The organism is Mesorhizobium sp. P160927 (genome assembly GCF_057766385.1).
Genome location: NZ_JBYMDW010000001.1, coordinates 3595281 through 3610620 on the forward strand (window position 1 = coordinate 3595281; position 15340 = coordinate 3610620).

Below are 15340 nucleotides of genomic sequence, written 5' to 3' on the forward strand. Positions count from 1 at the left end.
CGCCGCCTCGTCCGAAAGGGACAATGATGAACAATCCCCGTCACAATATACGCGAAGTGCGCGCGCCGCGCGGCGACAAGCTCAATGCCAGGTATTGGACCACCGAAGCGCCGCTGCGCATGCTGATGAATAACCTCGACCCTGATGTTGCCGAAAACCCCAACGAACTGGTCGTCTACGGCGGCATCGGCCGGGCGGCGCGGACCTGGAACGATTTCGACCAAATCGTTGCGTCGCTGAAGACGCTTGGCGAGGACGAGACGCTGCTGGTGCAGTCGGGCAAGCCGGTCGGCGTGTTCCGCACCCACCCGGACGCGCCGCGCGTGCTCATCGCCAACTCCAATCTGGTGCCGCACTGGGCGACCTGGGAGAAATTCAACGAGCTCGATAGAAAGGGCCTGATGATGTACGGCCAGATGACGGCCGGCTCCTGGATCTACATCGGCACGCAAGGCATCGTGCAGGGCACCTACGAGACCTTCGTCGAGGCCGGCCGCCAGCATTATGGCGGCAATCTCAAGGGAAAATGGATCCTGACCGGCGGCCTCGGCGGCATGGGCGGCGCCCAGCCATTGGCCGCCGTCATGGCAGGCGCCTGCTGCCTGGCGATCGAATGCAATCCCGACTCGATCGATTTCCGCCTGCGCACCCGCTATGTCGACGAGAGAGCCGAGACGCTCGACGAAGCCATGGAAATGATCGAGCGCTGGACCAAGGCCGGGGAGGCGAAGTCCGTCGGCCTGCTAGGCAACGCCGCCGAGATCGTGCCCGAAATGTACCGTCGCGGCATCCGCCCCGACATGGTCACCGACCAGACCTCGGCCCACGACCCCATCAACGGCTATCTGCCGAAGGGCTGGACGATGGCCGAGTGGCGCGAAAAGCGTGTCAGCGACCCCAGGGCGGTCGAGAAGGCGGCTCGCGCCTCCATGCGCGAACATGTCGAGGCGATGGTCGCATTCTGGAACGCCGGCGTGCCGACGCTCGACTATGGCAACAATATTCGCCAGATCGCCAAGGATGAAGGGTTTGAAAACGCCTTTGTCTTCCCCGGTTTCGTGCCGGCCTATATCCGCCCGCTCTTTTGCCGCGGCATCGGCCCGTTCCGCTGGGCAGCTCTCTCCGGCGATCCGGAGGACATCTACAAGACGGACGCAAAGGTCCGCGAGCTCACCCCCGGCAACACCCATCTGCACAATTGGCTGGACATGGCCCGCGAGCGGATTTCCTTTCAGGGGTTGCCGGCGCGCATCTGCTGGGTGGGCCTCGGCGACCGGCACAGGCTGGGTCTCGCCTTCAACGAGATGGTGGCCAAGGGCGAACTGAAGGCGCCCGTTGTCATCGGCCGCGATCACCTCGATTCCGGTTCGGTCGCCTCGCCGAACCGCGAGACGGAAGCGATGAAGGACGGTTCGGACGCCGTGTCCGATTGGCCGCTGCTCAACGCGTTGCTCAACACAGCTTCGGGCGCCACCTGGGTGTCGCTGCATCATGGCGGCGGCGTCGGCATGGGTTTCTCGCAGCATGCCGGCATGGTCATCGTCGCCGACGGCACGCCGGATGCTGCAAGGCGCCTGGAACGGGTGTTGTGGAACGATCCGGCGACCGGTGTCATGCGCCACGCCGACGCCGGCTATGACATCGCGATCGAATGCGCCAAGGAGCACCAGCTCAACCTACCGGGCATTCTAGGCTAGCGCTGGCGTCATGCGCATTCTGCGTGCCACCGATTACCGCGTCATGCCGTGGAAAAACGGCGGCGGTACGACGACCGAGATCGCCGTCTCGCCCGCTGGCGCCGGGCTCGACGATTTCGAATGGCGCGTCTCGATGGCCCGGGTCGAGACGAGCGGGCCGTTCTCCAGCTTTGCCGGCATCGACCGCACCCTGTCCGTGCTGGAAGGCGAGGGGATCGTGCTTGACGTCGCCGGCCTTCCGCCCGAGCGGATGACAGCGGCTTGCCAGCCTTTTTCCTTTCCAGCCGACCAGCCGACAAGTGCCGCGCTGATCGCCGGCCCGATCACCGATCTCAACGTCATGACCCGCCGCGGCCGCGTGTTGCATCAAGTCGAACGCCTGCCGGTTTCGGCGCCTGTGGAAATCTCGACCGAGGCCTGTTCCACCCTGATCCTTTGCCACAGAGGCCATGCCATTTTCGCCGGCGACGCTCCTCTCCGCCTCGGGCCGCTCGACACCCTGCTGCTCGGGCCGGATATTTCCGTCTTGCGGGTAGAGCCCGCCCCGGATGCGACCCTTTTCGTGGTCCGCATAAGGGGGGCCGCCTGACGCGTTTACCGCCAACGGTTACCGCCTGTTTCCAAACATGATCGCGATGCCGGCGAAATATAGCGTAAGCTGACGGTGGCATCACGAAAAAGCCCGAATCCTCTCCGTCGATCGGTCCCGACGGGAGCGAGGGGCGCTCGTCTTTGAGTCGGTCGAAAGATGACGCTCCGTCGTGGTGCGGAAACAAACTTTCGGCATAGGGGTTGATGCAACCGATTGCATTTGAACCGGTTTTAGGGCCATTGCCGTGGCGGTGACGCCGCTGAGTGCCCGCTTACGGAATTTTCAATGAATATTCAGACGAACCCAGCCCAGATCGAGAAGACAAGCGCGAGCTTCCCGGCCATCACGGAAGAGCCGATACGATCGGTATTCCTGCCGGAGGAACGGCTCCGGCTGCTCGGCGAGAGCCTGGCCAAGGGCGATCTGACGGATCTGTTCGGCCTGATCCCGTTCGACTTCCAGGCCCGCATCCGTGACAGCGCCAAGAAGATCCTCGAAGTCTACCGGTCGACCAATGCCGCGCAGGGGAGGGGCGAAACCATCACGCCGGCCGCGCAGTGGCTGCTCGACAACAACTATCTGATCGAGGAAACCATTTTCCAGGTCAAACGCGACCTGCCGCGCCGCTTCTACCGGCAATTGCCAACGCTGAAACTCCCCGATGGCGGCACCGTGCCGCGCGCATTGGCGCTGGCCTGGACTTATGTCGCGCATTCCGACAGTTCCGTCTCGGCGACCATGTTCAAGTCCATCGTCCAGGGTTTTCAGTCGGTCGAGCCGCTGAAAATCGGCGAACTCTGGGCCCTGCCGTCCCTTTTGCGCTTCGTGCTCATCGAGAACCTCCGCCGCCTGGCGGTCAGGGTCAACCGCACCCGCCAGATGCGCCAGATCGCCAACGATGTGGCCGACAAGGTGCTTGCGACCGACGACAATCCGGACCGGCAGGCGATCCTTACCAATTTCAGCGCGCATGCACACGACACCACCTTCGCCACTCAGCTTCTCTACCGCCTGCGTGACGGATCGCAGAATGCCGGCAAGGCGCTGGAGTGGCTGGAAGGCGAACTTGAGAAGACCGGCTCGGATGCCGAGGAAATCATCATTTCCGAGCACCAGACGTTGTCCAGCGGCAATGTGACCACCGGCAACATCGTCCGCGGCCTGCGCCTCATCAACGACGTCGACTGGACGGTGTGGTTCGAAGGCGTCAGCCGCATCGATACCGTGCTGCGCGAGCGCACTGATTTCGCGGCACTCGACTTCTTCTCGCGCGATCAATACCGCACCGCGATCGAGGAACTGGCACGCCGCTCGAATCTGTCGGAGTACCGTGTCGCCGAAAAAGCCATCGAACTGGCCGGCCATGCTGTTAGTGAAACCGTCCCGGAGAGCGGCGAAGGGGTTGATGCCGAGGCTGCAGCCGTCCACACCGATGTCGGGTTCTATCTCGTTGGCCCGCGCCGGCTGGAACTCGAAAAGACGATCGGTTATCGGCCAACGATCAGCCAGATGGTCAAGCGGACCTTCGCCAAGACCGGATGGCTTGGCATCGTCCTGCCCGTCTTCGCCCTGACCGTCCTGCTGCTCGTCCTGTCGGGCAACGCCCTTTCCAATCTCGGCCTGTCGGTGCCGTCGATCGTGCTGATGCTGGCTCTGTTTGCCGTGCCGGCCAGCGAAGGCGCGCTCGCTTTCTTCAACACCGTGGTCTCGCTGTTCCTCAAGCCGACACGCCTGATCGGCTATGACTACAGGCACGGCGTGCCGCCCGAGGCGCGCACCCTGGTGGTCGTGCCGTCGCTGATCGGCTCGCGTGACGATGTCGAGGAGAACATCCGCAACATCGAAGTGCATTATCTTGCCAATCTGGCGGACGAGATCCATTTCGCGCTGCTTTCGGACTGGCCCGACAGCAAGATCGAGATCGAGGCGGCCGACACCGAGATATTAGACTTCGCCCGCGCCGAAATCGCCCGCCTCAATGCGCGCCATCCCTCCGAAGGCGCGCCGCGCTTCTACATCCTGCACCGCCGCCGGCTCTACAATGCCGCTCAAGGGTCCTGGATGGGTTGGGAGCGCAAGCGCGGCAAACTGCACGAACTCGACCTGTTGCTGCGTGGCGACAGCGATACCACCTTCCTGCCGCTCGAAGTGCCGCTGCCTGAAAAAGTCGTCCATGTGATGACGCTCGACGCCGATACCCGCACCACCCGTGATGCCGTATCGAGCCTGGTCGGCAAGCTATGCCATCCGCTCAACCGGCCGCATTTCGACGCCACCAGGCGCGTCGTCACCGCCGGCTACACCATCCTGCAGCCGCGCATCACCGCTTCGCTCACCAGCGGCGATGAAGCCTCGTTCTTCCAGCGCGTGTTCTCGGCCAATCGCGGCCTTGATCCTTATGTTTTCGCTGTTTCGGACCTCTATCAGGACGTCTTCAGCGACGGGTCTTTCACCGGCAAGGGCCTCTATCACGTCGATGCCTTCGAGGCCGCCTTGCAGGGCCGCATCGAGGAAAACACCATTCTCAGCCACGATCTGCTCGAAGGCGCGCTGGCACGCGCCGCGCTGGTCACCGACGTCGAGTTGGTCGAGGATTACCCGACCCGCTACTCGGTCGATGCCTCGCGCCACCATCGCTGGGCGCGCGGCGACTGGCAGCTTTTGGGATACATCTTCAACCCGCGCTCCGGCGTGCCGGCGCTGTCGCGCTGGAAGATGGTCGACAATCTCCGCCGCTCGCTGACGCCGATCTTCTGGGTGATGGCGGCGATCGCCGGCTGGACCTTGCTGCCCTTCACGCAGGCCGCGCAGTGGCAGGCATTGTTGATCCTCAGTCTGTTCATGGCGCCGACCTTCGACATCGTCAACGCCATCCTGCCCAAAAGCGGCGACCAGACGCCGCGCGGCCACTTCTCGGCTCTGGCGCGCGACGTCGCCTTCGGCACCGCCATGGTGGCGCTGAAGATCGTACTGATGGCACATAACGCCTGGATGATGGGCGATGCCATTGTGCGCACGCTCTACCGGCTGTTCGTCAGCCGGCAAAACCTCTTGGAATGGCGCACCGCCTCGCAGGCGCACAAAGCCGGCGACAACGATGTCGGCTCCTATTACGGCATGATGTATGGCGCCGTGATCATCGGCTTTGTCGGCCTCGCCATTCCCGTGCTGGCTGATTCCACCGGTGCCTTCGTTGCGTTCTTCTTTGCCTTGTTCTGGATCGGCTCGCCGGCGATCGCCAGTTGGATCAGTCGCTCCGCGGAAACCGAGGACCGGCTGCGCATCTCGCAAGCCGACATCCACACGCTGCGCACCGTGGCGCGCCGTACCTGGCACTATTTCGAGAGCTTCGTGACGGCAGAGCATCACAATCTGCCGCCGGACAATTTCCAGGAGAGCCCCGCGCCAGTCGTCGCGCCGCGCACCTCGCCGACCAACATCGGCGTTTACTTGCTCTCGGTCGTCTCGGCACGCGATTTCGGCTGGATCAGCCTGTCCGATGCCATCACCCGCATCGACGCCACCATGACCACCATCGAGAGCATGCCGCGCCATCGTGGCCATCTCTTCAACTGGTACGACACCACGACGCTGAAGCCGCTCTATCCGCTCTACATCTCGGCTGTCGACAGCGGCAATCTCGCCGGCCACCTGGTGGCGGTGGCGGCTACCTGCGCCGAATGGGCGGAAGCCCCTTCCGTCCACCTGCAGGGCGATTTCGAAGGCATCCTCGATACGGTGACCATCCTGAGCGAAAGCCTCGATGAACTGCCCGACGACCGCCGTCAGTTGCGGCCGTTGCGCCAACGCCTTGTCGATCGCCTCGACGGCATGCGGCGCGCCGTCGAAACGATCAAGGCGCAGCCGGAAATGGCCTCCATCCGCACCATCAACCTGGCCGTGCTGGCCGGCGAAATCCGCAAGCTCGCCACCGCCATTCACACCGAAGCCGCATCGCCGCAGAGCGACGTCATCGTCGACTGGACGGCAAGGCTCGAAACCACCTGCGAGGCGCACGTCCACGACGCCCATAGCGACGAAAACGCCGTCGAGGCTCTGCGTGCCAAGCTGCTCACCTTGCGCGAACGCACCCGTCGTTTCGCCTTCGAGATGGAGTTTGCCTTCCTGATGCGGCCGGAGCGCAAGCTCTTGTCTATCGGCTACCGGGTCGAGGAGCATCAGCTCGACGAAAGCTGCTACGACCTTCTCGCCTCCGAGGCGCGGCTGACCAGCCTGTTCGCCATCGCCAAGGGCGATCTGCCGACCGAACACTGGTTCAGGCTTGGCCGCCCGATCGTCGAGATCGGCTTCCAGGGCGCGCTGATGTCGTGGTCCGGCTCGATGTTCGAGTATCTGATGCCGCCGCTGGTGATGAAGGAACCGCAAGGCTCGATCCTCAACCAGACGAGCAAGCTGATCATCAAGCGCCAGATGCAGTATGGCCGCCAGAAGAACGTGCCGTGGGGTATTTCGGAAGCGGCCTACAACGCCCGTGACCGGGAACTGACCTATCAATATACCAATTTCGGCGTGCCCGGCCTGGGACTAAAGCGCGGCCTCGGCCAGAACACGGTGATTGCGCCTTACGCGACTATCATGGCGGCGCAGTTCAACCCGCGCGAAGCGGTGCAGAATCTGGCCCGGCTGCGGGAGATCGGCGCGCTTGGCCGTCATGGCTATTATGATGCAGTCGACTTCACGCCGCAGCGCGTACCGGAAGGCACCAACCACGCGGTCGTGCTGAACTACTATGCCCACCATTCGGGCATGTCCATCGCCGCCGTCGCCGACGCCATCTTCGAAGGTCGCCTACGCGATCGCTTCCATAGCGATCCGGTCATTGAATCGGCCGAATTGCTGCTGCAGGAGAGGGCGCCTCGCGACATTCCGACCGCCACCGTCCGCACCGAGGCGGACGAGCGCTCCAAGGACGAGACCGAGACCGAGAGCCCCGACACCCGCATCGTGCTCGATCCCGCGCGGGCGCTTCGTTCGACCAATGTGATGTCGAATGGCCGCTATTCGGTGATGGTGACCGCAACCGGCTCCGGCTACAGCCGCTGGGGCGATCTTTCCGTCACCCGCTGGCAGCCCGATCCGGTCGAGGATCGGCTTGGCTCCTACATATTCCTGCGCGATGCCGCCACTGGCGACTGGTGGTCCGCGACTTCGGAACCGAGGCGCGCGGCCGAGGAAAAGACGCAGGCCCTGTTTTCCGATGACAAGGCGAGCTTCGTGAAGCTGGTGGGCACGCTGCGCTCCGAAGTGGAGTGCATCGTCATCTCCGAGGGCAATGGCGAAGGCCGTCGCATCACGCTCTACAACGAGAGCACATCCGACCGTCACATCGAGGTGACGTCCTTTGCAGAACTGGTCCTGGGTTCGGAAGCTTCCGACAACGCGCATCCGGCCTTCTCGAAAATGTTCGTGGAAACGGAAATCGCCGCCAACAACGGCGCGATCTTCGCCACGCGCCGCAAGCGTGAAACCAGCGAGCCCGATGTAACGCTGGTGCATTTCGTCACCGATCCGTCGGGACCGGCGCGTGATGCCGAGGCCGAGACCGACAGGCGCGCCTTCATCGGCCGTGGCCGCACCATCGTCGATGCTGCCGCCTTCGATCCAGGCGCCAGGCTTGGCGGCCATTCCGGCTTCACGCTCGATCCCATCGCCTCGCTGCGTCGTCAGGTGCGCGTGCCCGCCAACAAGAAGGTATCTCTGACCTTCTGGACTGTCGTCGGGGCCAACCGTGCTGAGCTGGAGGAGGCGATAAACCGGCTCGACCATCAGGAGAGCTTTGCCCGGCAGGCGATGCTTGCCTGGACGCGGAGCCAGGTGCAGACCCGCCATATGGGCCTCAGTCTGACCGACGCGGCCAATGTGCAGAAACTGGCGCGCTATCTGATCTATCCCGACCCGTTCCTCCGGTTGCCGGCCGAGTCCATCGCTTCCGGGCTGGGCAAGCAGTCGAGCCTGTGGCCGACCAGTATTTCGGGCGATTACCCGATCTTCCTGGTCAGGATCGGCGACGTTGCCGATCTCGAGATCGTAGCCCAGGCGTTGCGCTTCCAGGAATATATGCGCACCCGCGGCATGATGATCGACTTCGTCGTCGTCAACGAGCAGGCTTCCTCCTATGTCCAGGATCTGCAGCGCGCGGTCGAGACGCTGTGCGAAAACAGCCGCTTGCGCGGCAAGGAACTCGGACCCCGCCAGCACATTTTCGCGGTCCGTCGCGACCTGATGGAGGAAACCACCTACAAGACGCTGCTCGCCGTCGCCCGGGTTGTGCTGCATACGCGCAATGGCACCATCTTCGACCAGATCGAACGGGCCGAGGCGGCCGCGCTGCAGACGCGCGATGGCCTGCAGCCGGCAGGATTGCCGAGTTCGCGCGAAATCGCGGCGCTCGCACCGCAGATGCATGCATTTGCCTCGCAGGCTGTGGCCGACGTCAGCGCCGATGGCTCCGGCCTCAGCCTGTGGAATGGTTTCGGTGGCTTCGACGGCGATGGTCGGCACTACGTGGTGCGCCTGGCCGGCCGGCGCACGACGCCGCAACCCTGGATCAACGTCGTCTCCAACGCCTCGTTCGGCTTCCACACCTCGGCCGAGGGGGCGGCCTTCACCTGGAGCCGCAACAGCCGCGATTACCAGCTGACGCCATGGTCGAACGACCCGGTGTCCAACCGACCGGGCGAGGGCATCTATATTTACGACCAGGCCAGCGGCAAGGCGTTCTCTCCGCTCGCAGCGATGGTGCGCGATCCCGCGATGACCTACGAGGCCTGGCATGGCCAAGGCTTCTCGACCTTCCGCTCGAAGCGCGGACCGTTGTCGATGGACCTGACCCATGTCGTCGATCCAATCGATCCGGTGAAGATCACACGGCTGCGCATCCAGAATTCCGGCCCGGTACCGGCTCGGCTGCGCGTCTATGCTTACGCCGAATGGGTGCTTGGCGGGCATCGGTCGCGCACCGCGGCAACCATAGTGCCGTCCCGCGACGGGGCCACCGGCGCGCTGCTGGCACAAAATCCCTACGGGCTCGATTTCAGCGAGCGGGTGGCCTTCCTCGCCGCCGACACCGGCGTCCACTCGGTGACGTCAGACCGGGCCGAGTTCCTCGGCCGGCACGGGTCCAGCGAGCTGCCACAGGCGGTGCTGAGCGGTTCGGCCCTGTCGGGTCGCGTCGAGGCCGGAGATGATCCTTGCGCGGCGATCGCTCGCGACGTCGAGATTCAGGCCGGCGCCGACGTCACGCTTATCTGGCTGCTCGGCGATGCCGATTCCGCGGCGCAGGCGAGCGCGTTGGTGCAGACGCACCGGGGCAAGGACTTCGACCAGCGCCTTGCCGACAATGAGCGCGAATGGCGCGCCTTCCTAGACACCATCCAGGTGGAGACGCCGGACAAGGCACTCGATGCCATGGTCAACCACTGGCTGCCCTATCAGAGCCTTGCCTGCCGCATCCGCGCCCGCTCGGCCTTCTATCAGGCAAGCGGCGCCTTCGGCTTCCGCGACCAGTTGCAGGACACGCTCGCCTTGCTGGCGCATGACCCGACGCTGGCGCGCGACCAGATCCTCAACGCCGCGCGGCGGCAGTTCCCGGAAGGGGACGTGCAGCATTGGTGGCTGCCGCGCACCGGCGCCGGCGTGCGTACCTTGATCTCCGACGACGTGGTGTGGCTCGCCCACGCCACGGCGCGCTATCTCACGGTAACCGGCGACGCCGCCATCCTGAAGGAGCAACTGCCTTTCCTCGACGGACAGGAGCTGGGTGAAGGCGAGCACGACGCCTTCTTCACCCCTGAAATCTCGAAGAAGACGGTGTCGCTCTACGACCACTGCGCGCGTGCGCTCGACCTTGCCATCAAGCGCAGCAGTCCAGCCGGCCTGCCGCTGATCCTTGGCGGCGACTGGAACGACGGCATGAACCGTGTCGGCGAACACGGCAAGGGCGAGAGCGTGTGGCTGGGGTGGTTCCTGTTGAAGACCCTGGGCGACTTCGCCGCGGTCGCCAAGACCGAGGGCGACACCAAGCGCGCACAGGCCTGGGCAAAACATGCCGACGCGCTGAAGCGGGCGCTTGAAAGCACGGCATGGGACGGCGAATGGTACCGGCGCGGCAGTTTCGATGACGGTACGCCTTTAGGGTCGCGCACATCGCAGGAGTGCAAGATCGACTCCATAGCACAGTCCTGGAGCGTGCTGTCGGGCGAGGGCGACCCGGCGCGGTCGACGACAGCGATGCAACAGGCGACTAAGCTGCTGGTCGATGATCATCTCAAGATCGTCAAACTGTTCACGCCACCCTTCTCGAAGACGCAGAAGGACCCCGGCTACATCAAGAGCTATCCGCCTGGCGTGCGCGAGAATGGCGGCCAGTACACCCACGCGGCGACATGGTTCGTCATTGCGCTGGCCGAGATGAGGCAGACCGATGAAGCCTATCGCTGCTTCTCGATGCTGAACCCGGTCAACCACGCGTCCGACGAGGCCTCGGCCGAGCACTACCGCGTCGAGCCCTACGTAGTGGCGGCTGATATCTACGCCGGGGACGACAAGGGAGGTCGCGGCGGCTGGACCTGGTACACCGGCTCGGCGGGCTGGCTTTATCGGGCGGCGGTCGAAGGCATCCTAGGCATTGAACGGCGCGGCAAGCAGATCACATTCCGGCCGAAGCTGCCCAGCCACTGGGATGGCTACCAGGCTTCACTCAAGATGCTGGGCGCCGAGATCAAGGTCCAGGTCATTCGCGACAAAAAGACCAAGACGATCTCGCTCGAAGTGAATGGTTCGAAGACAAAATCGACCTCCTTCGCACCAAAAGCTGGTGACCAGACCGAGGTTGTGGTCAAGATTCCGGCATGAAATCAACTCTCTAGTGATCAGATCGCGCGTCCCTCGGGACGCGCGACTTCGTGCATTGTTTACTTGCGCGCGGGGTGCTGACGACGTTGGCTAGGCGCCCGGACGAAAGTCATGCCGGCCTACCGTGATTAAAAATGTGGCACCGCTCGATCCCTGCCATGATTTTGCCGCAAGGCTGACATTTCACCTTTTATCTCAAACCGTTAGGTGATCACGCCAGATTTCGTATCGTCGTCATCTTTTGTTCGCTAAATGGGAACGGAAGAGATAGACGGGCATTGTTTTGCGACGCATCAACCGTTACGTGTCAAGGAATGGTGCGGTGCACAATATCGGTATTGGGCACAATAGAACGTTGGCGGAGTAGCTGAAGTGTCACTTCTGCAGATCTATTGGAGAGCGCTGGGGTATCTGGCTGCCGACAAGAAGCGCGTCGCGCTGATCTGTTCGGCCAACGTCGCTCTTGCAGCCATCGCGATCCTCGAGCCGATCATGTTCGGCCGGGTCATCGACGCTATTTCCGCGCATGGTTCCGTTTTCTCCACGCTCGCCGTGTGGGCCGGCCTCGGCGCCTTCAATGTGATGGCTTTCGTACTGGTGGCGCGCGGCGCCGACCGGTTCGCGCACGCCCGGCGCAGCGAAGTGCTCTGCCAGTCGTTCGAGCGCGTCATCACCATGCCGCTCGCCTGGCATCATCAACGCGGCACCTCGAATGCCCTCCACACGCTGCTGCGCGCCGTCGAGACGCTGTTCAGCCTTTGGCTCGAATTCATGCGTCAGCATTTGTCCACGGCTGTCGCGCTCGTTCTGCTGGTTCCGACGGCCCTCAGCATGGATGTGCGCATGTCGATGGTTCTGCTCGTGCTCGGCGTGCTCTATGTCGGCATCGGCCGCCTTGTGATGAAGCGCACCAAGGAAGGCCAGGCCGCGGTCGAGCGCCACTATCACAAGGTGTTCGCGCATGTGACCGACTCGGTGAGCAACGTCGCCGTGCTGCAAAGCTACAACCGTCTTGGTTATGAGGCCGAGGCGCTGCGCGGCTACGTCAAGAACCTGCTCGACGCGCAGAACCCGGTGCTCGACTGGTGGGCTATCGCCAATGCGCTCAATCGGCTGTCGTCGACGATCTCGATGATGGTGGTGCTTCTGATCGGCGCTTATCTGGTCACTCATGGCCAGCTGCGCATCGGTGACGTCATCGCCTTCACCGGCTTCGCCACGCTGCTGATCTCACGGCTCGACCAGATGTCGGCGTTCGCGAACCAGATTTCGGAAGCTCGCGCCAAGCTCGAGGATTTCTACAAGCTCCAGGACTCGGCCGCCGATACCGCCGAGCCGGACGGCTTGCGCGACCTTGCCAACGTCACCGGCCATGTCCGTTTCGAGGATGTCAACTTCGAGTTCGCCAATTCGGGGCAGGGCGTCAGCGATGTGTCCTTCGAGGTGCAGGCCGGCCAGACCGTCGCGATCGTCGGACCGACGGGTGCGGGCAAGACCACGCTCATCAACTTGCTGCAGCGCGTCTTCTCGCCGTCCAGCGGCCGGATCCTGATCGACGGCATCGATACGCGCACGGTGACCCGCAAGTCGCTGCGCCATTCGATCGCCACCGTATTCCAGGACGCTGGGCTTTTGAACCGCTCGATCGAGGACAACATCCGGGTCGGTCGTGCCGATGCGACCAACGACGAGATCCATGCCGCCGCCACCGCGGCCGCGGCGCAGGATTTCATCCTGGCCAAGAGCAATGGCTACGACACGGTGGTCGGCGAACGTGGCGGCCAGCTTTCAGGCGGCGAGCGCCAGCGCATCGCCATTGCCCGTGCCGTGCTGAAGGATGCCCCGATCCTGGTGCTCGACGAGGCGACCAGCGCGCTCGACGTCGAGACCGAGGACCGCGTCAAGGAGGCGATCGACGAATTGCGCCGCGACCGCACCACCTTCATCATCGCCCACCGCCTGACCACCGTTCGCGATGCCGACCTGGTCGTGTTCATGGACAAGGGCAGGGTGGTCGAGATGGGTGGCTTTGCCGAACTGTCGCTGCGCAACGGCCGCTTCGCCAGCCTGCTGCGCGCCGGCGGCCTGCTCAACGACGAGGAAGTCCGGCGCCTCAGCCGGTCGGTGCAGGGCGAGGCCGCCTGAGCCGTTAACGGTTCCGCCTTCCCCCGAACGGGAGAAGGCAAGACCAAACCTGCGACACCGCCGCTCGATTGCCCCAAACGCTTCGGCGGTCTATGTAAAGTCGCATGAGTGACACCACCTCACGCTTGAGCGGCTTGACCGATCTCGCCAATCCGACGCGGTTCGTCGGGCTTGCCGATAAGCTTGTGCCGTGGCTGGCCGCGCTCGCCGCGCTCATCCTCGCGATTGGCCTCTATATGAGCTTCACCGCGCCCGAGGACTTCCAGCAGGGTATCACCGTTCGCATCATGTACATCCACGTGCCTTTCGCCTGGCTCGCCATGATGTGCTACACGCTGATGGCGGTCTCCGCGCTTGGTACGCTGGTCTGGCGCCATCCGCTGGCCGATGTCGCGCTCAAGTCGGCCGCACCCATTGGAGCGGTGTTCACCGCGTTGGCGCTGATCACCGGTTCGATCTGGGGCAAGCCGATGTGGGGCACCTGGTGGGTGTGGGACGCCCGCCTGACTTCTGTCTTCGTGCTGTTCCTGATGTATCTCGGCATCATCGCGCTGACCCGCGCGCTGGATGATGCCAGCCGCGCCGCCTGGGCCGCCGCCATCATCACGCTGGTCGGCTTCATCAATATCCCGATTATCAAATTCTCGGTCGACTGGTGGAACACGCTGCACCAGCCTGCCTCGGTGTTCAGGCTCGGCGGCCCGACCATCGACCCGAGCCTGCTCTGGCCTCTGCTGGTGATGGCTGTCGGGTTTACCGTGCTGTTCTTCGCGCTGCACCTGATGGCAATGCGCACCGAAATCCGCCGCCGCCGGGTGATAGCCATGCGGCGGGTGGCGGCACGGCAGGCGGAGAGTCCGGTCTAAAACCTCATGTCATCAGCCCGCGTGCCGCTACCGGCAGCGTTTCGAGAACCTTCTCACCGTCTATCAGATTGACCTCGTTGAACAGGTTGGTGACGACGCAGCAGTGGTCCGGCACCACGCGCACGCGTTCGCCAATGCGGAGCCTGCCGTCGCCGGAAAGCGTGACCGTGCCGTGCTCCTCGCTCAGGCCCGTCACCAGCGCTCCGGGGACGCCCATCAACTCTCCAAAATCCTTTAGCCCAAGCGTATCGCTGGACAGGGCCTTGCTGCCGCTATCGAGAATGGCGCGCGTCGCTGTCGGATGGCTGACCACGGTTGCGAGCACCGTCAGCGCGCAATCGTCCAAGGTGCCGACGCCTTTGGCGACCTGGTAGCGGTCGAGATAGATGTAGGTTCCCGGGCGATACTCCGTGATGACGCATGCATCGGCGGAGCGCCACATATCAGGCGTGCCGCCGCTGGAGATGCGCTCGCAGGCAAGTCCCGAGGCTGCCAGCGCCTGCTTGGCGTCGGCAAGCCAGGCTTCAGCTTCACTCGCGCGGCCGGCGGCCGGATAGGTCATCAGTCCGCCGAAGGTGAGGCCACCTGCCTTGTCGATCAGCCTTGCCAGCGCCACTGCTTCATTGGCTGTCTGCACGCCGCAGCGACCCATGCCGGTGTCGCATTCGACCAACACGGGCAGAGGATGGCCGGCATCGGTGAAAGCTGCCGCGAGCCCTTCCAGCGTATCCATGCTGTCGGCCGTCACCGACAGGGTCACGCGGCCGTGCAGCGCCTTCAGCCGCTCGAGCTTGGCGCGCCCCAGAATGTTGTAGGGGAGAAAGATATCGGTCAGCCCGGCGTCGGCCATTACCTCGGCCTCGCCGATCTTCTGGCACGTGATGCCCACGGCACCTGCCGCCATTTGCTTCTTCGCCCAATAAGGTAGCTTGTGCGTCTTGATGTGCGGCCTGAGCTTCAGTCCGTTCTTGTCGGCATGAGCCTGTGCACGAGCAATGTTGGCTTCGGCGCGTGCGACGTCGACAAGGATCGAAGGCGTATCGAGGTCATGGATGGTCGGCATCGGCTATCCCTGTGCAATTCGCAAGGGGTTATGAGCCTCAAAGCACGCGATGTCACGCGGCCAGCGGGCCGCGATCTGTTGGCCATGGATAGCATGCGCGAGG

At 63.7% G+C, this 15340-nt stretch carries 6 protein-coding genes; 5 read left to right on the forward strand and 1 reads right to left on the reverse strand.

All coding sequences use genetic code 11. The features are described 5' to 3' along the window. The first annotated feature begins 23 nt into the window (after positions 1-23). From hutU to AC3CB8_RS17445, 5 genes are all read left to right on the forward strand, one after another. A complete protein-coding gene (hutU, locus tag AC3CB8_RS17425; RefSeq protein WP_352563057.1) occupies positions 24-1697 on the forward strand; it encodes a urocanate hydratase in 1674 nt (557 codons plus the stop codon). A 10-nt stretch (positions 1698-1707) separates the two neighbouring features. After that, positions 1708-2286: a HutD/Ves family protein gene (locus tag AC3CB8_RS17430; protein WP_352563058.1), complete on the forward strand. Its 579-nt coding sequence runs from the start codon at positions 1708-1710 to the stop codon at positions 2284-2286. Between the two features lie 288 nt (positions 2287-2574). Continuing rightward, positions 2575-11163 (forward strand): glycoside hydrolase family 94 protein, encoded by an 8589-nt coding sequence (locus AC3CB8_RS17435; protein WP_352595608.1) that lies wholly within the window; start codon positions 2575-2577, stop codon positions 11161-11163. Positions 11164-11535: 372 nt separating this feature from the next. Next, complete coding sequence (locus AC3CB8_RS17440) at positions 11536-13308, forward strand: glucan ABC transporter ATP-binding protein/ permease (protein ID WP_352563060.1); 1773 nt, start codon at positions 11536-11538, stop codon at positions 13306-13308. 104 nt (positions 13309-13412) lie between these two features. Further along, a complete protein-coding gene (locus tag AC3CB8_RS17445; protein ID WP_352563061.1) occupies positions 13413-14174 on the forward strand; it encodes a heme ABC transporter permease in 762 nt (253 codons plus the stop codon). A 4-nt stretch (positions 14175-14178) separates the two neighbouring features. Here the strand turns inward: AC3CB8_RS17445 and AC3CB8_RS17450 are convergent, their stop codons facing one another. After that, on the reverse strand, positions 14179-15237 hold the full coding sequence (locus AC3CB8_RS17450) for a D-TA family PLP-dependent enzyme (protein WP_352563062.1): 1059 nt from the start codon (positions 15235-15237) through the stop codon (positions 14179-14181). Between the last annotated feature and the right edge of the window lie 103 nt (positions 15238-15340).

What these genes read in the sequence shown, in the direction of transcription:
- hutU (WP_352563057.1), top strand. Translation starts at nt 24, where the DNA reads ATGATGAACAATCCCCGTCACAATATACGCGAAGTGCGCGCGCCGCGC.
- AC3CB8_RS17430 (WP_352563058.1), top strand. Translation starts at nt 1,708, where the DNA reads ATGCGCATTCTGCGTGCCACCGATTACCGCGTCATGCCGTGGAAAAAC.
- AC3CB8_RS17435 (WP_352595608.1), top strand. Translation starts at nt 2,575, where the DNA reads ATGAATATTCAGACGAACCCAGCCCAGATCGAGAAGACAAGCGCGAGC.
- AC3CB8_RS17445 (WP_352563061.1), top strand. Translation starts at nt 13,413, where the DNA reads ATGAGTGACACCACCTCACGCTTGAGCGGCTTGACCGATCTCGCCAAT.
- AC3CB8_RS17450 (WP_352563062.1), bottom strand. Translation starts at nt 15,237, where the DNA reads ATGCCGACCATCCATGACCTCGATACGCCTTCGATCCTTGTCGACGTC.